Annotated in this window: 13 protein-coding genes and 1 pseudogene; 4 read left to right on the top strand and 10 right to left on the bottom strand. The window is 44.8% G+C overall.

Going from position 1 to position 20,948, the window contains the following annotated elements:
* Positions 1–69 precede the first annotated feature (69 nt).
* The 3 genes from QZW82_RS05100 to QZW82_RS05090 all read right to left on the bottom strand — a co-directional run bounded on the left by QZW82_RS05100 (position 70) and on the right by QZW82_RS05090 (position 4,679).
* Positions 70–756, bottom strand: a complete 687-nt coding sequence (locus QZW82_RS05100; protein WP_293145541.1) for a DUF3226 domain-containing protein — start codon at positions 754–756, stop codon at positions 70–72.
* Complete coding sequence (locus QZW82_RS05095; RefSeq protein WP_293145538.1) at positions 749–1,789, bottom strand: ATP/GTP-binding protein; 1,041 nt, start codon at positions 1,787–1,789, stop codon at positions 749–751. Before QZW82_RS05095 ends, QZW82_RS05100 begins: the two co-directional genes overlap by 8 nt.
* Positions 1,790–2,201: 412 nt before the next feature.
* On the bottom strand, positions 2,202–4,679 hold the full coding sequence (locus QZW82_RS05090) for a phosphoketolase (RefSeq protein ID WP_293145535.1): 2,478 nt from the start codon (positions 4,677–4,679) through the stop codon (positions 2,202–2,204).
* Between the two features lie 1,292 nt (positions 4,680–5,971).
* On the opposite strand from QZW82_RS05090, the gene QZW82_RS05085 reads away from it, so the two are divergent.
* Positions 5,972–9,814 carry a phytase gene (locus QZW82_RS05085; RefSeq protein ID WP_293145532.1) on the top strand — a complete coding sequence of 1,281 codons (3,843 nt, stop codon included), beginning with the start codon at positions 5,972–5,974 and terminating at the stop codon, positions 9,812–9,814.
* Between the two features lie 183 nt (positions 9,815–9,997).
* Here the strand turns inward: QZW82_RS05085 and QZW82_RS05080 are convergent, their stop codons facing one another.
* The 3 genes from QZW82_RS05080 to QZW82_RS05070 form a co-directional block, all read right to left on the bottom strand.
* Entirely contained in the window at positions 9,998–10,873 is an 876-nt protein-coding gene (locus QZW82_RS05080) for an Rpn family recombination-promoting nuclease/putative transposase (protein WP_293145529.1), read from the bottom strand.
* Between the two features lie 606 nt (positions 10,874–11,479).
* Positions 11,480–11,914 (bottom strand): hypothetical protein, encoded by a 435-nt coding sequence (locus tag QZW82_RS05075; RefSeq protein ID WP_293145526.1) that lies wholly within the window; start codon positions 11,912–11,914, stop codon positions 11,480–11,482.
* A gap of 7 nt (positions 11,915–11,921) precedes the next feature.
* The gene (locus tag QZW82_RS05070; RefSeq protein WP_293145524.1) at positions 11,922–13,193 is read right to left on the bottom strand and encodes an ATP-binding protein; all 1,272 of its coding nucleotides are present in this window, start codon (positions 13,191–13,193) and stop codon (positions 11,922–11,924) included.
* A 373-nt stretch (positions 13,194–13,566) separates the two neighbouring features.
* Between QZW82_RS05070 and QZW82_RS05065 the strand changes: the two genes are divergently transcribed.
* Both QZW82_RS05065 and QZW82_RS05060 read left to right on the top strand, forming a co-directional pair.
* Positions 13,567–14,430, top strand: a complete 864-nt coding sequence (locus QZW82_RS05065) for a site-specific DNA-methyltransferase (protein ID WP_293145522.1) — start codon at positions 13,567–13,569, stop codon at positions 14,428–14,430.
* Between the two features lie 8 nt (positions 14,431–14,438).
* Positions 14,439–15,077 (top strand): MvaI/BcnI family restriction endonuclease, encoded by a 639-nt coding sequence (locus QZW82_RS05060; protein ID WP_293145519.1) that lies wholly within the window; start codon positions 14,439–14,441, stop codon positions 15,075–15,077.
* Positions 15,078–15,105: 28 nt separating this feature from the next.
* On the opposite strand, the gene QZW82_RS05055 is transcribed toward QZW82_RS05060, so the two are convergent.
* The 4 genes and pseudogenes from QZW82_RS05055 to QZW82_RS05040 form a co-directional block, all read right to left on the bottom strand.
* The gene (locus QZW82_RS05055; protein WP_293145516.1) at positions 15,106–15,360 is read right to left on the bottom strand and encodes a hypothetical protein; all 255 of its coding nucleotides are present in this window, start codon (positions 15,358–15,360) and stop codon (positions 15,106–15,108) included.
* A 102-nt stretch (positions 15,361–15,462) separates the two neighbouring features.
* A pseudogene (locus tag QZW82_RS05050) lies at positions 15,463–15,684 on the bottom strand (DUF4926 domain-containing protein); the annotation flags it as partial.
* A gap of 494 nt (positions 15,685–16,178) precedes the next feature.
* Positions 16,179–18,962 (bottom strand): type I DNA topoisomerase, encoded by a 2,784-nt coding sequence (gene topA / locus QZW82_RS05045; RefSeq protein ID WP_293145513.1) that lies wholly within the window; start codon positions 18,960–18,962, stop codon positions 16,179–16,181.
* Between the two features lie 219 nt (positions 18,963–19,181).
* A complete protein-coding gene (locus QZW82_RS05040; RefSeq protein WP_293145510.1) occupies positions 19,182–19,370 on the bottom strand; it encodes a hypothetical protein in 189 nt (62 codons plus the stop codon).
* Positions 19,371–19,795: 425 nt separating this feature from the next.
* On the opposite strand from QZW82_RS05040, the gene QZW82_RS05035 reads away from it, so the two are divergent.
* Positions 19,796–20,467 carry a hypothetical protein gene (locus QZW82_RS05035; protein WP_293145507.1) on the top strand — a complete coding sequence of 224 codons (672 nt, stop codon included), beginning with the start codon at positions 19,796–19,798 and terminating at the stop codon, positions 20,465–20,467.
* Positions 20,468–20,948: the final 481 nt, after the last annotated feature.

Genomic DNA, 20,948 nt, shown 5'->3' with positions numbered 1-20,948 from the left:
GACTTCGTTCGTGTAGAAGCGGTTTCAACCGCCGATTATTTCAACCGCCGACTCTTTTATTTTATCATATTAACAAAAAAGTTTAAAAAACTCCTTCAAATCATCAAGAGCAGGATTATCCCAATCCCAAATATCTTTTTTATGTTCCATAACATAATCAAACTTAGACATACTGCATTTCTCTCCTGCTCGTTTCTGTTCCTGCTTTGAGCAAGTATCAAATCTAATATAGTTGCTAATCCAGAATTTATCAAAATCTTTCTGGTTGATTTTCTTTCCCTGGCTTTCTAGGCAAGTTTTCCAACTATCCAAACAATCAGCATAGGGAGAATCTTTAGCCTTGATTGCCTTTAAAAGCGTTTCCAGTTCCCCTCTACCTCCAACATTTGTAAAGTAACAAGCCAATTTTGCATTTGTTCCAAGTTTTGTACAAATATCGATAAATTGTTTAGTGCTTGACAAGCTTTCAGCTTCAAACACTGGTTTTATACATCTATCTACGAATTTCAGCCGTTCCTGCTCTGAATCATTATCAATATCGATAATAATTCCAATCTTTTCGATATCTTTTCGGTCAATTTTTCTTTCTAAATTTTTTAAAGCTTTGATTAACTCTGTTTCGCTCAAGCCTTCCAAACTTTGATAATCATCTATATAAATAGGTGATGCTACCTGGATATCGCAGTTTAGTTTCTCAACCATTGCCTGCATGAAAATTTTATCATTTTTGCTTTCTACTATGACAATATTACTCACCTCTCACTCCTTCTTGATGCTCTAGTGCGTAATTCAAAGTTTCCAAATCGAGCCGACTTCCGATTATTTGATTTGTTTTGAGTTTCCTTGCCATTTCAAAATAGGCGATGCTGCATTCTTGCTCTAATTCTAAACCGACATCAGCAAATGCTTGCAGCATTTCTAAACTGTGAGTTGTGGCAAAAATCTGGGTATCAAGTTCCACCGCCAACCGAAATAACATTCTCCAAAACTCTCGCTGACTTTTATAGTGAATGCCATTTTCTATTTCATCGATTAGAAGTATTTTGTGTTCGCTGTTTACCAGTTTAAGAATAATCTCTGCAACTCGGTTCATGGCATCTCCAAATAATGATAGAGGCAAACGCTTTTCGCCTTTTCTTCTCAAGTATAGTGTTGGTTCCCCAATATAAAAACTCTCTACTGATTCGATCGCCGGATCGATAACTTGAAAAGCTTTTAAAACTTCGCTATCTTTTTCATTCAAACGAGCGCGATCGTAGGCTTCTGTGAGTTCTATTCCCGAAATCCTGATAAAGGAGGGAATGATTGGTACTACGCCAGATACTAAGGCAGTAATATAATTTTTATCAGTAAAACCACTTGCACCCGCTCCTAAACCTTTAGCACTAACATTTAAAAAGGTCGAATGAATACTTTTTTCATTGATTATTGACTCAATATTTATATTAGTTTGATCTGGATCGATTGATAATTTAATTTCTACTTTTTCGGTATTATTGTTTTCATTTTTCCCAAAAATAACTATAATTTGATGAGCTTTTATTGGCGTATAAAATAAGTTATTCCATGCTCTTTCTGGCATAGCTTCTAAGGCTTTTGAGGACTCCCTTCTAATATCTCTTAGTATTTCTAGACTGCTAATATATGGAGCAACATTGAGAAAAAGTGCTTCTAGCAAGGCTGTTTTGCCAGCATTGTTTTTACCACCGATTAAATTGACTCTTTCAAACCCAGAAATTTTGATTTGCTCGAAGCACCTAAAATTTTGGATTTCTATTTCTTTAAGCATTACCGCTCCTTTTGAATGTACAAATCTTAAATCGTGGTTGATTTATGCTAAGATGACTTAGATATTATAACGCAGGTAGCGCAGGCATGAATATCGGCTAACCCGCAAGTCCGCCGGGGGTTAAAAACCCCCGTCTCATAGCGAAAGTCCTCTGAAAGAGGACTGAAAAGCCAATTAAATAAACCATTTAATTCCTAATTTCAAGTTTCAAATCTCCAATCTCCAATCAATAATTCCCAATCTAACATCTAACATCTAAAATCGATAGTCAGTTTCAACTGACTTTTGCTATGAGACAGGGGTTTTCAACCCCTGGCGGACTCGCGGACTAACGACAAACCTGGTTCGTAGTGAGGACTTTAGTCCGCATCAATCTAGGTGAAGAAGGACTAAAGTCCTGACTACGAACCTATTACCCAGGAGCACCCGATCGCACACCTTGATCTCCTACCACCGTCGGATCCTTAGTTTCCTTCGGCATTTCCGACGCAACCGCGCCCGCGTGAGGCCACTTCCAATCGCGGATTTCCGGCAGATCGTCGCCGTGTTTGATGATATATTCCCTGTGCTCGATCAGCTTATCCCGCAGCGCCTGTTTCCCATAAGCCGCAGCATAACTTAGTTTCGGAACGCGATCGATAACATCACCAACTAAATGGAAGCGATCGAGATCGTTCATCACCACCATATCAAACGGCGTGGTAGTCGTCCCCTCTTCCTTATAACCGCGGACGTGAATATTCGGGTGATTCGTCCGGCGGTAAGTCAAGCGATGAATCAGCCAAGGATAGCCGTGAAAAGCAAAAATCACTGGCTTATCTTTCGTGAACAAAGCATCAAAATCCTTGTCAGACAAACCGTGAGGATGTTCTGTTGAAGGCTGAAGCGTCATCAAATCCACCACATTTACCACCCGCACTTTTAACTCGGGATAATCTCGGCGGAGAATGTCAACAGCAGCCAAAGTTTCCAGCGTCGGAACATCACCCGCGCAAGCCATCACCACATCCGGTTCGCCGCCTTTATCATTGCTAGCCCATTCCCAAATGCCGAGGCCCGCCGTACAGTGTTTGATCGCAGCATCCATGTCCAGATATTGCAAAGCCGGCTGCTTTCCCGCAATAATCACGTTCACGTAGTGGCGACTGCGGAGACAGTGATCGGTAACAGACAGCAAAGTGTTCGCATCCGGCGGCAAATATATCCGCACCACTTCTGCTTTCTTGTTGATTACGTGGTCGATAAAACCCGGATCTTGGTGCGAAAAACCGTTGTGGTCTTGCCGCCAAACGTGAGATGTTAGCAGGTAGTTGAGAGATGCGATCGGTCTCCGCCAAGGAATCTCGCGAGTAGTTTTCAACCATTTAGCGTGTTGGTTGAACATCGAATCGATGATGTGAATAAATGCTTCGTAACAAGAGAAAAAGCCGTGCCTTCCTGTTAGCAAATAGCCTTCCAACCAACCCTGACACAGATGTTCGCTGAGGACTTCCATCACCCGCCCGTCGGGAGAAAGGTGCTCGTCATCCTCCGGTAAAATACTACCCATCCACTCCCGCCCAGTCACTTCAAACACCGGATCGAGGCGGTTTGAAGCAGTTTCGTCTGGCCCGACAATGCGGAAATTCTGGTTCTCCTGATTGAGTTTCATCACATCCCGCAGGAAGCGGCCAGTAATGCGGGTTGCTTCTGCCATTACAGTGCCGGGTTTTTGCACATCTACGGCGTAGTCGGCAAATTCCGGCATTTTCAAATCTTTCAGCAGCAGACCGCCGTTAGCGTGCGGATTTGCCCCCATCCGTCGATCGCCCTTGGGTGCAAGTTCCGCCAATTCTGCAATCAATTTACCCTTGTCGTCAAACAGTTCTTCCGGCTTGTAGCTTTTCATCCAATCTTCCAGGAGTTGGACGTGCTCAGGCTTAGAAGCCATTTCTGCTAATGGTACTTGGTGCGATCGCCACGAACCCTCAGTTTTCTTCCCGTCAACCTCCTTCGGGCCAGTCCAACCCTTGGGGCTTTTAAGTACAATCATTGGCCACTGCGGGCGATCGGAATAGCCCTTAGTCCGCGCTTCCTGCTGAATCGACTTAATTTCGCCGATCGCCGTATCCATCGTTGCAGCCATCAACTGGTGCATCGTTTCCGGGTCTGAACCTTCCACCCAATAAGGTTTGTAGCCGTAACCCACCATCAAACTCTCCAATTCCTCGCGGGGAATGCGCGCCAACACCGTAGGATTCGCAATTTTGTAGCCATTCAGGTGCAAAATCGGCAACACGGCCCCATCCCGAACCGGGTTGAGAAACTTGTTAGAATGCCAGCTAGCAGCCAGCGGGCCGGTTTCCGCTTCCCCGTCGCCGACAACCGCCGCCACAATTAAATCGGGATTATCAAAAGCCGCCCCGTAGGCGTGGACAAGGGCGTAGCCAAGTTCCCCGCCCTCGTGAATCGAACCGGGAGTTTCCGGCGCAACGTGACTGGGAATACCGCCGGGAAACGAAAACTGCTTGAACAGCCGTTGAATTCCCTCGGAATCTTGGGAAATGTTCGAGTAATATTCCGTGTAAGTTCCTTCGAGATAGGTGTTAGCCACCAAGCCCGGCCCGCCGTGTCCCGGGCCTGCGATGTATATGGCGTTGATGTCTTGGGATTTGATGACTCGGTTGAGGTGAACGTAGATGAAATTGAGGCCTGGAGTGGTGCCCCAATGTCCGAGGAGTCGGGGTTTGACGTGTTCGAGTTTGAGGGGTTCTTTGAGTAGCGGGTTGTCGAGGAGATAGATTTGTCCGACGGACAAGTAGTTAGCCGCCCGCCAGTAAGCGTTAATTTTGCCTAGTTCTGAGTCGGAAAGCGGCTTTAATTGTGGGATCTCGGTGGTTCCTAGCATCATCGGCTATTGACTCCTGAGTTGTGGTTGTTTGGTTAAAGTTTGTCGCGAAGTTTGTCGCGCAGTTTGTCGCGAAGTGCGATCGGGATTAATTTGTTATTTGTGACGTTTGGTATTTAAACTCCCTGTCTTTCACATAAACAATTGAATTGTAGCTTGTTTTTGTCTAAATAAAAGTTTAAATTAAGGTTAATTTCTGCCTGAATCTCGCGCAATTTTGAGGCGACAAAAGCAATAAATTGCGAGGGTTCAAGGAATTCGGCAATAAAAAATAGGATTTCTAACTTTAGGGTGTGTACTGTACATTTTCTCCGTAGGTGTTGCGCCTCATTGGATGTGTTCTACAAATCCCCAAAAATACTTCTTAAGGTAGATGTCAGAATGATTCGATATCAGAAATTTATCAACAACTTCAAAAGATATCGCAATGCTATTTAAATGGTGAACTGGCTTTTTTTTAATGAACCGCAGAGGCACAGAGGGCGCAGAGGAAGAGAGTGGAGAGAAAGAGGGATATGCAGCAATTCGGCATCGATTGCTATAGTAATTCAATATATAGCCTTTCTCAAAAAGATGAGGTATGACTGACAGCTTATATAACCGCTTAAAGAGGGCCCAAGCCCAACAACGTACCTCGTCTTTCTGATAACGGCTATATATTGAATTATTTGAGGTTATATAAAAAATAAAAGCTGTACCGGGGATGTACGTTGGGAAACCTTTGGTTAGGTATTTGTTTATATTTGTGGCTGGTTATAAAACAGCGAGACGAGAATTATGAATTGAGCCAAGCGAATAGTAAAATATTTTTTACCGGGAGTTTCAGCCTTGGTTGCCGAAAGGGTTTAATGTACAGTCGCTGAATTATTGGGCAAAAATTATCATGCTTTACTGAGTGGATGAAAGGGAGGGATTTGAGTATTTTTTTTGAAGTTGCTGGATGAGTTTTGTCAGCGGGATACAAGTTTAAAGGTTGATGGGGTTGAGGCTGAGGGGAGACAATTATTAGTCAGAGATAGATACGATCCAAGAATTTAATCTATATTTAAACTCTTGATTAAATATTTAACGAATTCCGGTCAAGTGAAGTTAAAACCTGCTGTGATGTGAGCTTCTTTATAACTATAACTTAACCTAAATCCCTACTTATTTTTAATGAAAGTATGAGAAGCTTTTTGTGGATATTGATTATTGATATGCCCGCTTTTTGGATGCGACGGGCGTCAAATCCTGGCATCTACACAGATTCAGAGCAAAATTTCCAGGTAATTTCCTAAGAACTAATCGGCAAACCTATGACTAATATTAACGGCAATACCGCCGCCCCTAGTTACGTCAACAATCTCAGTGACAGCAATCTGAGTGCAGGTTACAAACTGACTCCTCTCTTGACAGTAGGCGACGAAATTCCCCAATTGACGGGAAATTTTGGCAGCTACACCGCCAACGCAACCAATCGCTATGCTTTCACAGGCATTCCCGATGGTTTAGGTATTCAACAACGTCCCAACGGTAACTTCTATGTCTGGGTCAATCACGAATTAGGTAATACAACAACCACAGACATTTCTAGCACAGCAACAAATTCCAAAATCAAAGGTGCCAGAGTCTCCTTATTTGAGTTTGACTCAAATTGGAAGGCGATCGGCGGTCGGAATTTAATTGAACGAGTTCAAGACGGTGCAAAAACATTTGCCCTGGATTTAACAAGCGGAAACTACAGCTTCCAAAGTAGCACGGGCCCGGAAACTTTTAATTTTGGCCGCTTCTGTTCGGGATACTTGGCTGATTCTGGGTTTGTTGACAGCAGTGGCAACCCTACACCGATTTGGTTTGCGCCAGAAGAAACTGATTCGGCTAGCCGTGGTTTTGCAGTCAGGCCGGATGGAACTGCGATCGCCCTTAATGGCTTGGGACGCTATTCTAAAGAAAATGTCGTTTCTGCTTCTCAGTACCGCGCCGGTAACGCCAGCAAAAAGACTGTTCTGATCTCTACTGAAGACTCCAGCGACGGCGAACTTTATATGTTCGTTGGAGATCAAACCGCTGCTGATCCCAACGGGTTTAACAACGGGAAATTGTATGTCTTGCGTGTGGGAACCATTGACAACGAAGGACAAGTTTCCAAAACTGGCGCGATGACTGGAACTTGGACTGAGGTAGACTCTAGCGTGGTTTCTGATGGTACAGCCTTGAGTAATTGGGTGAATGCCTCTGGACGTTCAACTAACTTCCGCCGATTGGAAGACATTGCTGAAGACCCCAAAAACCCCGGTACATTCTACTTTGTTACTACTGGGACGAATAATTTGCCCGGAGTAAGCACTACAACGACTACCGCTAGTCAGGCTGAAAATCCTTACGGCAAACTCTATCGTTTCAGCTTAAATGCTACTAATCCGACGGGCCAAATTAGCAATTTTGAATTGTTGCTGGAAGGAGGGCCTGGTAAGGGTGTCAGCTACGACAACCTGGCTGTAGACGCCCAAGGCAATGTCTTGCTTCAGGAAGACGAGACAGCATTTGGCGGTGAGGTGATGAAGGCAGAAAAACGCGAAGGCCGGGTCTGGTCGTACAATATTGCTGCCAATAATGGTCGGGCTTTAGGTGCTCGAACGGTGTCACCGCTGTTTGAGATTAACGAAAATGCCGGAGGTGCCAACTTTAATAACTTCACCACGCCCGGTGAATGGGAATCTTCTGGGATTGTTGCTTTTGGGTCGAACTCCAGCCAAAGTTCTTATCTGTTTGACGTTCAGGCCCACACGATCAGAAATTCGGGAACTAGCACTACAATTTTGCGGGGGAACCACGCAGAAGGCGGTCAGTTAATTTTAGCTACTCCAGTAGGGGTGGCAAAACCAACGGTCGAAACAACGCCTCCACTGTTGGACGATCCGAATGTGTCGGCACAACTGCGGGCAGATGCGGACGATCCGGCGATTTACGTTCACCCTACAGATCCTGCTAAGAGTTTAGTGGTGGCGACGGCGAAAAATGCTGGGTTGCGGGTGTACGATTTGCAGGGAAATCTGTTGCAGTCGATTAATCCTGGGGTTTCAGCTACCGATCGCATTCGCTACAACAATGTTGATGTGGTGTATGGTTTCAAGATTGGCGATCGCACGGTGGATTTGGCGATCGCTAGCGATCGGCGCAATGACAAATTAGCTATTTTCCAGATCGATCCCAATGCGGCTACTCCAGCTCAGACTCTCAAAGATATCACCGATCCTAGCATTGGTACTCTTTTCCGCACGCCGACGTTTAGCGCCGCAGCTTCTGCTGACGAAAGTAATGCCTACGGTTTAACTTCGTACCGTTCTCTGACGACTGGCAAATCTTACGTTTTTGTCAACCGCCGCAATACTGGGGATGTCGCACAGTTTGAACTGTCTGCAACTGCTTCCGGTCAAGTAGGTGCTAAGCTAGTACGGAATTTTACGGTAGCTAATCCACCGACAGTACCGGCTGGACGATCGCCTCAACTCGAAGGTATGGTTGCCGACCAACAATTAGGATTCCTGTATGTTGGACAGGAAGATGTTGGCATCTGGAAATACTCGGCCGAACCGACTGGCAATTCTACCGGCACATTAATCGATCGCACGCGGGCGCAAGGCGGTACTGTACTGGTAGATGATGTGGAAGGACTGACCATCTATTACGGAGAGAACGGTAAGGGTTATCTTCTCGCCTCCAGCCAGGGAAGCAACACGTTTGCAGTGTACGATCGCGGTGGCAGTAATGGATTTATCGGTGAATTTGCGATCGGTACTAATGGTGCGATCGACAGCAACCAGCAATCTGACGGCGCTGATGTCGTTAACGTGCCTTTAGGCCCTAACTTCCCCTCCGGTTTGTTGGTGACTCAAGATGGATTCAACGATCCGCAGGTTTTGGATAGTCAAAACGAGAATTTCAGCACGAATTTCAAGTTGACGCCGTGGCAAAACGTAGCGACGAGTTTCCCTAAAGCGCTACTCATAGATCCAACAGGCTTCAATCCTCGGAATGTTACGGCGTTGTCAACACCAACACCCGCACCAACACCCGCACCAACACCAACACCTGCACCCACACCAACACCTGCACCCACACCTGCACCCACACCCACACCTCCGATTCCACCAACACCAATACGAACATCAACACCAACACCTGCACCCACACCTGCACCTACACCTGCACCAACACCTGCACCAACACCGACGACTGTACCAACAACACCAACACCAACACCTGCACCAACACCGACGACTGTACCAACAACACCAACACCTGCACCCACACCAACACCGACGACTGTACCAACACCAACACCCACTCCCGAGATAGATACTTGCCTCTGCGATACCTTGGATTTGAGTAACATCAGCTTGTTAGTGACTGATGTTAGTCTCACCGGGACTGCTGGCAACGACTCGATCGCAGGCAGCGCACGCAAAGATGCGATCGGCGGTTTGGCGGGCAATGACAAGCTTTTTGGCTTGGGTGGCAGCGATCGCATAATTGCTGGCTTGGGCGACGACACAGTATACGGTGGCAAAGATAACGATGTCATTCTGGGCGACGCTGGCAACGATTGGCTAAGTGGCGACTCAGGTAGCGACACGATTTTGGGCGGCAGCGGCAGCGATTCTATCTTTGGTGGCAAAGACAACGATCTACTATTAGGTGAAGGCGATCGCGATACTATCTTTGGCGGTGAAGGTAAGGACACTCTCTGTGGCGGTGATGGCAACGACTGGTTATCCGGCGACAAAGACAATGATGTTCTTGACGGATGCGCTGGCAACGATACGCTGTACGGCGGCAAGGGCAATGACATCCTCACCGGTGGCGCTGGCAATGATTTGCTGTACGGCGGTGCTGGCGATGATACGCTAACGGGTGGCAGTGGTAATGACACTTTTGTGTTAGTAGGCAATCAGTCAAGCGATTTAATTATTGACTTCAGAAAAGGTCAAGATTTAATTGGATTGTCTGGCGGTTTGGCCTTTAACCAATTAAGTATTACTGCTAGTGGCAGCGACACATTAATCCGCCTTGCAAATAGCGATCGGCTGTTAGCAACTCTCAAAGGCGTGATTCCAAGTGCGATCGCCTCGACTGATTTCACCCCAATCCTGATCTAATACCGTTTTGCCGATCGCGCTTTTTGAGTAAAAAGAGCGATCGGCTAATATAATACTTGGCAACCTTGTCTGTCATCAATCAAATCACAGACCTCTCGCAAAAATAGCTAAGACGGGCAAAATGCCCATCCCACACAAATCTTTTTTTCTTGTGGGATGGGCATTTTGTTTGTCCTGAAATTCTTATCTTTCCGAATGCTGCACCTCCAACCAAGCCTCCAAATCCGCCAGAGTAGCAAAATCCAACAGCGCCTCACTCAAATCTTCAAGCACTAGCAAGGGCAGATTAGCAAGGCGCGATCGCATTTCCTCAGAAATTTCTTGCCGCAACCGACGGGTTAATTGTCGGACAATCAGGGCACAGGCTTCTGCCTGCCGCCCTTCCTGCCGTCCTTCCTGCCGGCCTTCTGCCTTAGCTTCTTGATAGAATCTCGTTTCCTGCAATGTAATTCCCAACATTGATTCCACCTCAGCTCGACTCAACGATGTAAATTTGTACGACAAAATAGTAGCTAATAGGTCTATTATGTCACGACCTGCTGCTGGTGGAACTTCTTGCTGCACTCGGCTCAGCAAATATCTTGCTTCTGCTGGTGCTTGAGTCTCCCCGACAGTCGTCAACACCATCAGCGCAATCCCTAAAGGCAAAGCGCGAATATCCCCCAACTCATCCAAGCACACCCGATGCACCTGATTGCTGTTGAGCAAAGCTCGATAAGGATAAACATCGCTTTGTTCGGCGCTGCGAGATGGATAAATCACTACAGCTTGCCAATCGCTGTAACGACTACGATTTCGGTAAAAGTATAAAAACGATTCGCCAAACAATCGTTCGTAAAGCTGTTCGTCTTTCTGAAACTGAACTTCACAAAAATAGACGATGCCCGGTTCCTCGGATTCTGGGGGCAAAAATACGCCGTCAATTTCAAATTTAGGTTCTTTGACTGCAACCGAGTCAAAGCGATAATTGGCAGCATTTGCTGGAGTTGTCGCCAGTAGATCGAACAGCAAAGTGGGCGCTTGTCCGAACAGTTTGTAGAATATGGAATCCCGCCGCATGAAAGATTTGCACTCAAAGAGAGACAAATTAATACTACTGCATAATGGTTCGCGCCAAATATGCGATCGGCCTCCATCCAAATTCCGTAACAACGGTAGATTAAGCTTTCTAGTTCTGGATTATTAATGCAGTTTTTTCGTAGCTCATTAGCTTAGCGCCTCAATCAGAGCATCTTTCTTCATCTTATCTTGTGCTAGTAATTCGCCGATCGCCAGTAAGCGTTGATTTTACCTGGTTCTGAGTCGGAAAGCTGTTTTAATTGGGGGATTTCGGTCGTTCCTAGCATCATCGGCTATTGACTCCTGAGTTGTAGTTTCTTGGTTAAACTTTGTTGGGTAAGTTTGTCGCGAAGTTTGTCGCGAAGTTTGTCGCGAAGTTTGTCGCGAAGTGCGATCGGGATTAATTTGTTATTTGTGACGTTTGGTATTTAAACTCCCTATCTTTCACATAAACAATTGAATTTTAGCTTGTTTTTGTCTAGACAAAAGTTTAAATCAAGGTTATACCATTTCTCTAAAATCGTGCAACAATCTTTAACCCCCCACCTAACCCGCCCTTACTAAGGGGGGGGGACAAGAGTATTGTTATTTCGTTTAAAATTGGTATTAGCTGATGGAGGTGCTTAAATCATACTCATCTTGAATATTCTTGATTCGGAAACTAGCATTAAATTTTTTCTTAAACTGACTTTGTAGCTGTTGTATACTTGTGGTTTGTTTTGGCACACGTGTAGACACGACAAAACATAGCTTCTTAATCTTTTGGGGATTTTCCGAAAGTAATTTAATAGTTGATTCTATTTGTTTAACCGCCTGTGCAATATCGCTTCCCTTCAACTCTACATATATTTCTACCGCATCAGAAGGAATGAGTGCGTAGTCGCAACGCAAAGTCTCATTGTCACTAATCACGCAGCCATCAACCTTAATTATTACTATTTTATCTTGATTCGGGTTAAGGAACGTTATTTTACTTTTGTTTTCCTGCAAGACAATCTTGGTGTCGGATCTATGTTCCTCACACTCGGGAATACTTTTCATATACAATTCAGACTAAGTTCAGAAGTTGATCGAATTCAATAGCTAGTTCATCAGAAACAGAATCAATCACTCGCGCATCAATCAACCCAGTATCAGGACACACAATACTATTGCATTTTCCATTCATCAAAACATATGCTGAGAGATCGGAAATATCTAATGATTTGTATTTGGATACAATCTTTTCTAGTTGATGTTGTATATCGTCGCTGGACTCTTCATAAATAAGCCCAGCCTGGAGCAGATTATTAAGTGCTGTCAGGACATAGGGACTATGGGTAGTTATGAAGAATTGAAGTTGCTCTTTGCGAGAATTAAAGACAGTAGCGATCAATTCAATAATATTACGCTGTGCACTTGGAAATAAATGCGCTTCCGGCTCCTCAATATACACTGTCTGACCGACAGGAGGGGAAGCTAGAAAAGGTAGTGCCGCTAGAATAATTGTCAGAGGTAATGTTTCCTGTTGACCGGAAGATGAGTTGACAATATTCATGCGTCTTCCATCTGCGGCCTCCAGAAAATCTTGGCCTTTTTCCTGTATATGCTTACCGCATAAAGACTGCTCTATGAGCCTGTTTATTTCCTCTAGTATGTCTTTTGTATATTTATCTTCAAGATCATATTGTATACGCACTTTTTTTATCCTTTCGTATGTTAAGCCAAACGATATTAGAAATGGATCTAAGGTATTATTACTTGAGATAATAGAAAAAATATTGCTCTGAAGATTAGAGAAAAATGAACGACCAGCAGGAATAAAAAGCTGATTGAATGCTGCCTCTCGACAAATGGATCTGCCTAAACTTTCTACTAAGTGATTTCTTAAAGTGATTTCGCTAAAAAATGAATGAAAAACATAACTCAAATCCAAGCTTTTTCCTCTTCCTTTTTTTACCAAATTTCGTAGGTCTCTCAGTTCTTTCTTGAAGAAGTCTGAATAGCTGAGAGAAATCTTAGCTTTGCTATCCTGTCTTCTAGTAACCTCTATAAAAACATTGGAAATTTCATACGTTATGGAAAAATCTTGTTTTCCCCAACAATTTGGAGGAAAATATTCCTCAAATCTCTTGGAATAGTTTAAATCTAGATTACGTTTTGTCTGCTCATTTTCTACAATAGATAAAATTTCCCATACAAAGTTTTTAAAATAAAAGAGAAGTTTAGCACAAACGCTTTTGCCACTGGCTTGAGGGCCAATGAGTATGTTAATTCGCTTGATTTCAATTTCTAAATCCTTGATGCCAGCAAAGTTTTTAACGATTAATTTTTCAGCCATAATTGAAATCAAGTATGGTAAGGGCTGCTATCATCTTAACATACATTGTTAAATTTTCTGCTTAAAGTTGCTACTTCTGTGTTCAATAAACCGAATAAGTCACCATAGGAAAAACATGAAAACCTCTCATTAATATCAAGATTAATTTATACCATTTGTACAAATATAGTCCTAGATTACCGCATTTTTTCGTGAAAGTCGATCGCACATATCGTCTTTTTGGCGACTGAGGAGAGTTTAGACCAACGCGAGGTCACGGATAGGGGGTTGGTGCGATCGGCGTTGAGTGATTACAATTTGTGATAAGCTTTCAACTCCAATCTAAAATCTAGATTGTACTTTTGGACTATCAACCAATCAGTAAACAAGCCTTATGAATTCACAAGTACAACTTGAACAGGTAAAGCCAGAGCTAGTTTGGCGATCGCATGATGGACTGTCTCACCTTTATCACGGCGATACTTTGGAACTCATGGCTTTGCTGCCTGCTGAAAGCGTAGACTGCATCTGGACCGATCCGCCTTACAACCTTTCCAATGATGGTATTACCTGCGTTGCTGGTCGTATGGTCAAGGTAAACAAGGGGGAATGGGATCGCAGTCAAGGTCCTGAGCTAGACCATGAGTTTAACAAAGCATGGTTGGCTGCTTGTTATAGGCTTCTTAAACCAACTGGTACTATCTGGGTAACGGGCACTCTTCATGTGTATCCATCAGTCGGATTTGCCATGCAGCAGATTGGCTTTCGTATTCTCAATGACATTATTTGGGAAAAACCAGCTCCACCTCCAAATCTGGGGTGTCGCTGTTTCACTCATTCAACAGAACTAATACTATGGGCAACGAAAGCACGTAAAGGAAAAGAACGTTACACATTCAATTATGAGGAAATGAAGGCTGAGAATGGCGACAAACAGATGAAGAATGTTTGGCGAATGTCTACTCCTAGCAAACATGAAAAACTCTATGGTAAGCATCCGACACAAAAACCTATTGAACTTGTTGCGCGTTGTCTTCGAGCAAGCACAAACCCAGACGATCTAGTTTTTGATCCTTTTTCCGGTTCTTCCACAACTGGAGTTGCAGCTTTATCATTAGGGCGGAAATTTATTGGTTGTGAAGCAGATGCAGGTCATGTTAAACTCTCGATTAAACGTTTAACCGGAAGTACCCCGGCCGGGGATAACTTCGGTTTAATTAATCCCACTCAAGTAGAGTTATCACTGGCATTGAAGTAAGGTCATTTATGGAAAGAGTAGAGGCAATTAAAAGACTCACTACATTAGTAGGTCAAGATCTTCGACAACTAGCAGATCATCACCGTGTAACGGTTTGGAGCAAAGAAAATAAGAAAAACAAGGGTTGGGCTGGGCATACAATTGAACGCTACTTGGGATTAGCCCTTAACTCATCTCAATCGCCTGATTTTGGCAGTTGGGAGCTAAAGCTAGTTCCACTAATAGCCAAACGAACAGGAACACTTAAAGTCAAAGAAACGATGGCGATCACGATGATAGATCCAGATGATGTGAAAAACAAAGAATTTGAGGAAAGCCATCTCTTCAAAAAACTACAGAAAATGGTTGTTGTTGCACGGGAATTTGAGAGCCAAGCAGATAATCGTTCTCTTGTGCATTCAGTTGCTTCCTTCGATCTTGATAATCCTCAAATCTACGAGCAAGTGAAAGCAGACTACAACCTTGTTCGAGAAAAGATTATAACTAAAGGATTTTCAAAACTTACTGGAACAATGGGCAAACTTGTGCAGCCAAGAACTAAAGGGTCAGGGCACGGCAGTACATCTCGTGCTTTCTACGCTCGAACTAAGTTTGTCGCACATATTTTAGGAGAGGGGTATTCTGTTCCACTGCCTGTCAAGCCTTAACCTATTTTTGATTGGCACTGCTAATTAATTAAGTGTCTAAATGACATGAGGCTGCTATAACTTTAGCGTTAATTAATATGAAAATCCGATCTAGTTCGAGTAAACTTGCTAATTCTACAACCTCTTCTGAAGTTAAAAGATTAGCCTTTTTTGTCTCGGCTAATTCTTCTAATCTGGCTTGCAGGTTTTCCGTAAATTTGAATAAGTAAAAATTTCTGAATTTCTGCATCGAAATCTCCCGATCGATCCAGTAGGAAGGTTGTACCATAAGTTCAGCTATCATGGTGATTCAATTACTCCAATTACTACATGGATAGTCTTGATTATATCATGAAAACAAAATGTTCCGATGCCACGGTTTCTACAACCTGGATGTGAATCAATATTAACCTGCTGTTGCCAAAGAACGGACAGTTAAGATTTCATCAGGGCGGAGAACTTCTACAGTAGAGATAGGGACGGCTATAACTGCAAGAGACTCACCAACAGCATTAAATACTTCCAACAGACAGCCTTCTTCACCACCACTAGGATGAGGAACAAAATCAACCAATGTGGCAATATCTCCAGCTCTGAGTTGATATTCTGGTAAGTCACGAGTTAAAGCAACTTCCTGATATCAATGGTTCGGACACTTTTTTTAGTGCTGGATGACGTATCCTCTAGGGTTTCGGGTTGCCAGCGATAATTAAATCAATGTCACGTCTGAGCCTCAGTTGCATTTTATTCGTAATTTCTACGATCTATACGCTGTAAAGCTTGTGGTTTCGTTCTAAAAACTGTCCGGAGTATTGTGATATAGCTTTAGAATCATGTTAAGTCTCCTTAATTCGTGAGTTTTGTAGGGACACAGCACTGCTCATAGGTGTCAACTTAAGCCTGAAATCCTTGATATCTCTAGTTTTTACCTAAGTCTAGATCCCCCTAAATCCCCCTTAAGAAGGGGGACTTTGAAAAGACTCCTGTCCCCCCCGACCTAAGGGGGGCTAGGGGGGATCTAGATTTAATAGTCAAATAACAGTCTCTGACTGGGTTTGACCTTAAGTTGACACCTATGAGCACTGCTGTGTCCTTAGTAATTTTAAGGTCTCCTTACTAATTTCACTCTGCTTTCTTCTTACTCGCCGTAGCAGTCGCCGCCTTCTTAGTAGTTGTTTTCTTCGCAGCAGTTTCCGACTTCGCCGCAGTGGTTTTCTTCGCAGCAGTTTCCGACTTCGCCGCAGTTGTTTTCTTAGCAGTAGTTGTTTTCTTAGCCGCAGTCTCAGACTTCGCCGCAGTAGTCTTCGTTGACTTCTTCGACTTGCTAGATTTGCCGCCGCCCGCTGCTTCCTTCGCTGCTAACAAATCCAGTGCTTTTTGTAAGGTGAAATTCTCCAAAGATTCATCCTTAGCCAAAGAAGCATTGATATCCCCATGTTTGACGTAGGGCCCGTAACGGCCGTCGTAAACATTGATTTGTTCTCCCGATTCTGGATGGGCGCCCAATTCCTTTAATGGTGTGGTTGATTTGCTTCCCCGAACGGCTTTCGGTTGCGCTAACATTTCTAAAGCCCGATCGAGCGTTATAGTCAAAACATCATCTGGCGGCTTGATCGATCGATAATCCTTACCAACCTTACCCTGGTCGTGCACCACATAAGGGCCGTACATCCCCAAATTAGCCTGCACCTTCGCCCCCGTATCCGGGTGAGTCCCCAACAGGCGAGGTAGAGTCAACAAACTCACCGCCATATCAACCGTCACACTATCCTTATCCGTCCCCTTCGGTAAAGAAGAACGCTTCGGTTTCTTATTCGTTTCCGAAACATCCCCCAACTGAACGTAGGGGCCGTAATTGCCAATCAGCACATAAATCGGTTCCCCAGTGTCCGGGTGCAAACCCAATTTTTCCGGGCCTTCAGTTTTTTGCTTTAACAGAAACTCGACTTTTTCCGGGTCTAAATCTGCCGGAGTCAAATCCTGGGGAATCGATGCCTTCACCTGGCCTTCTTCGTTTTCAGCTTCGAGGTAAGCGCCGTATTTACCGATGCAAACTTTGGCCGTGATATTTTCCAATACCACAGTTCTGGCAACTTTGGCATCGATTTGACTTTCCTGTTCTTTAACTTGAGTTGCGAGTCCCGTTTCCCCTGTATAAAACTTTTGCAAATACGGCAGCCATTTCGCCTCGCCGGTGGCAATTTCATCGAGGGTTTGTTCCATGCGGGAAGTAAAACCCGTGTCTACTAAGTCGGGGAAATGTGTTTCTAATAAAGTCGTGACAGCAAAAGCGGTGAAGGTCGGAATTAGCGCGTTAGCTATTAATTTCGCGTATCCTCGATCGACAATTGTACCGATAATACTCGCATAGGTACTCGGACGGCCCACACCCTCGCTTTCCAGCATCTTCACCAGAGAAGCCTCGGTGTAGCGGGCGGGAGGTTGAGTTTCGTGCCCCACAGCCTCCAAATCCTTGCAATTAGGCTTATCCCCCACCTTCAGCGCCGGCAAAATCACCTCTTGGTCTTCCAGCGCCGCATTCGGGTCATCGGAACCTTCCACATAAGCGCGCAAAAAGCCCGGAAAATCAATGCGTTTCCCGCTGGAACGGAAACCGGCATCTTCTACCTGAGTTAATACCGTGACGTGAGTTTGGCGCGAATCCGCCATTTGAGAAGCGACTGTCCGCTTCCAAATCAAATCGTAGAGGCGGAAGTCAACGCCATCTAGCCCGGTTTGCTGCGGCGTCCGAAAAGTGCTGCCGGCCGGACGGATAGCTTCGTGGGCTTCCTGGGCACCTTTGCTTTTGGTGGTGTATTTGCGCGGTTGGGGGCTGAGGTATTCGCTACCGTACAGTTCTTGCACGCAACTGCGGGCGGCGGTAATCGCCTGTTCGGACAAATGTACCGAATCCGTCCGCATATAGGTGATAAAACCGCGTTCGTACAAACTTTGGGCGATTCGCATAGTTTCCCGCGCACCCAGCCTCAGCTTGCGGTTAGCCTCTTGCTGTAAAGTCGAGGTCGTAAACGGCGGCGACGGTTTGCGGGTGACTGGCCGTTCTTCGATATTCCCGACAGTCCAGGGTTTGTTTTGAATGCGGGAGAGTAAAGCCCGCGCCTGTTCTTCGTTCAGCAGAAGTACCCGGCGGCCTGCGGTAATTTGTCCGGTATTTTCATCGAAATCGCTACCGTTGGCAACTTTTACATTCCCGACTGTCACGAGTTTGGCATCAAAGGCACCCCCCTGTCCCCCCTTACCAAGGGGGGTAGGGGGGGTCAAAGTTGCTTTCAAATCCCAGTAGCTACCTTGGCGGAAAGCGCGACGTTCCCGTTCCCGGCGTACCAAAAGGCGGACGGCGACGGACTGGACTCTACCGGCGGACAAACCCCAGGCGATTTTCTTCCACAGTAGCGGAGAGAGGGTGTATCCGACGAGTCGATCGAGAATTCGGCGAGTTTCCTGGGCCTGTACCACTCGATTGTCGATATCGCGGCAGTGAGTTAGGGCGTCGCGGATAGCTTCGCGGGTGATTTCGTGAAACACCATCCGCTTGATGGGAACTTTGGGTTTGAGGATTTGCAGCAAATGCCAGGAAATGCTTTCGCCTTCCCGGTCTTCGTCAGTGGCTAGAATCAGTTCTGTAGCTTCTTTTAGCGCGTCTTTGAGTTCTTTAACAATTTTCTTTTTATCTTTGGGGACAACATAGAGGGGTTCAAAGTCTGCCTCCACGTTGACGCCGAGTTGCGCCCATTTTTCACCTTTAACGGCTTCTGGTATTTCTTCGGCGGAGGATGGGAGGTCGCGCACGTGGCCCATAGATGCCTCTACCCGGTACGTAGAGGGCAGGAAGTTACGAATGGTACGGGCTTTGGTGGGAGATTCGACGATGACTAAAGTTGACATGGCATCTTTTTATATATGGATGGCGGCGCAGTTAGAGTGTCTAATTTACAGAGTGTAGGTCGGATGTCAAGACTTAGGGGAACTTTAGGGGATGATTTCAAATTACCTTAATGTTTAAGTTACTGCCGATCGGGTTGCAGGTCACAAGCTGATGGGATTTTACTGCTTTTGGGGCAAAGACCGGGAACCCTTGTCTCTGCAAGATGCACGGAATGTCTCTCACCTGACTCTAGCAGAATTGGCGGTAACTGGATGCTGAGACTGTTGGATGCGGGCGGATGGTTCCTCTGTTGTAGATTTGAGATTGTAGATTTGAGATTGGGCAAGATTTGATGGTTTCCCCACGACAAAGACTTGAAATGCGATCGAGAATTTGTCCAATAGTCGATCGCACTCACCAGCTAACATCAGATATTGTGCGACTTATTGATAGCATTTTGGGTATAAATAATTTAGAATTGCTATAATATGGCGTTGAAGTGGATATTCGATATTATTAGAATAATCAAACTTATTGTATGAAGTTTTGACCGACCGCAGATGTAAGGCTGACAGACACAAATAAACGCAGATGCTTTTTAAGAAGCGATCGAATCTTCTGTATCAGAACAGTAGGTCGCAAATTCAGCAAGTTTGAAATAATTCAGGTGCGTCGCTATGAGATTGTCGATCTTTGTTAGGGATTATATCGGAATGATTTAACCGCAGAGAACGCAGAGGGCGCAGAGAAAGAAGAGAGAGATGAATAATTCCGATGCTACCGGATTTGATATTATTCATAGCGACACACTCTACAAGTAAAGTAGTTTAATCCGATTTAACACATAACTTTTATGGCATTTGAATTCGACCATATCTTCATCTTAACTGATATTGGTGCCCCGATCGCCGATCGCCTATTATCATTCGGTTTAGTCGAGGGCTCGTCTCGCATTCACGCTGGACAAGGTACCACTAATCGCTGTTTCTTTTTCCATAACGCCATGTTGGAACTGTTGTGGGTGCGCGATCCAGACGAGGCGCAATCTGAGCCAATTTATCGGACTCGTCTGTGGGAGCGATCGACAAATCGCAATAATGGCGCCTGTCCCTTCGGCATCTGTTTGCGTTCAACCACAGGTTCTGAGGACACAGTAGCATTTTCTAGTTGGGCATATCGTCCGCCCTATTTACCTGAAACAATCAGTATCGCGGTAGCCACAAATAGTGATAATTTAACTGAGCCGATGCTGTTCCAAATTCCCTGGGGAAAACGTCCAGATTCATCCTCTGCTGAGAAATTACAGCCCCTGAATCACGGTGTTGGCTTCCGCGAAATTAGTCGTGTAGAATTAGTCAGTCCTGCTGCGAATAATCCCTCACCAGAACTGCAAGCAGTAATTGATACAAATCAGGTCAAGTTACGACTCGGAACCGAGTATTTTGTGGAACTTGGTTTTGATGGAGAAGTGCAGGGAAAACTGCTAGATTTCCGACCTGGATTGCCGCTGATTATTAGTTGGTAGCGTGAATCGGCAACCTACTCCTATAGCTGAAAGCGATTTTATGTATGACAAAAATATTGTCACTATTTCTATTCTATGGACTGTTGATTTAGTTGTAAAATAACCCTTGTAGTATCGAGAGTATCATTCGATTAAAAATAAAATTGACTGGCAGTTCAGGCAATTGCGGCCAGGATAATTTTACCATTAACTGTTATAGCCTTTCTCAAAAAGATGAGGTATGACTGACAGCTTACAAAACCACTAAACTCAGAGGGCTGAAGCCCAACAACGTACCTCACCTTTCTGAGAACCGCTATACATTTTTTATCGATTCCCCAGTCATCGATCGCAATCCTCGCGCCAATTCCTCCATACCCACAGCAACCGCTTTTATTTGAACTCCAGATGGACATAACATCGAAGCTATTTGTCACATCCCTATTTAACCTCATTTAACCTCAACCGAAGCAGTTGAAAACGAACTTTCAAAATCAACGCA

Source organism: Microcoleus sp. bin48.metabat.b7b8b9.023 (assembly GCF_013299185.1).
In the GTDB taxonomy this organism is placed as follows: Bacteria; Cyanobacteriota; Cyanobacteriia; order Cyanobacteriales; family Microcoleaceae; genus Microcoleus.
The sequence above is the reverse complement of the archived record's forward strand: the minus strand, read 5'-3'. Positions and strand labels throughout refer to the sequence as shown.

Bases quoted from the DNA above. Each gene is read 5' to 3' on its own strand.
- QZW82_RS05095 (WP_293145538.1), bottom strand. From the start codon at position 1,789: ATGCTTAAAGAAATAGAAATCCAAAATTTTAGGTGCTTCGAGCAAATC.
- QZW82_RS05085 (WP_293145532.1), top strand. From the start codon at position 5,972: ATGACTAATATTAACGGCAATACCGCCGCCCCTAGTTACGTCAACAAT.
- QZW82_RS05040 (WP_293145510.1), bottom strand. From the start codon at position 19,370: ATGTTAGCTGGTGAGTGCGATCGACTATTGGACAAATTCTCGATCGCA.
- QZW82_RS05065 (WP_293145522.1), top strand. From the start codon at position 13,567: ATGAATTCACAAGTACAACTTGAACAGGTAAAGCCAGAGCTAGTTTGG.
- QZW82_RS05060 (WP_293145519.1), top strand. From the start codon at position 14,439: ATGGAAAGAGTAGAGGCAATTAAAAGACTCACTACATTAGTAGGTCAA.
- topA (WP_293145513.1), bottom strand. From the start codon at position 18,962: ATGTCAACTTTAGTCATCGTCGAATCTCCCACCAAAGCCCGTACCATT.
- QZW82_RS05080 (WP_293145529.1), bottom strand. From the start codon at position 10,873: ATGCGGCGGGATTCCATATTCTACAAACTGTTCGGACAAGCGCCCACT.
- QZW82_RS05090 (WP_293145535.1), bottom strand. From the start codon at position 4,679: ATGATGCTAGGAACCACCGAGATCCCACAATTAAAGCCGCTTTCCGAC.
- QZW82_RS05075 (WP_293145526.1), bottom strand. From the start codon at position 11,914: ATGAAAAGTATTCCCGAGTGTGAGGAACATAGATCCGACACCAAGATT.
- QZW82_RS05055 (WP_293145516.1), bottom strand. From the start codon at position 15,360: ATGATAGCTGAACTTATGGTACAACCTTCCTACTGGATCGATCGGGAG.
- QZW82_RS05035 (WP_293145507.1), top strand. From the start codon at position 19,796: ATGGCATTTGAATTCGACCATATCTTCATCTTAACTGATATTGGTGCC.
- QZW82_RS05070 (WP_293145524.1), bottom strand. From the start codon at position 13,193: ATGGCTGAAAAATTAATCGTTAAAAACTTTGCTGGCATCAAGGATTTA.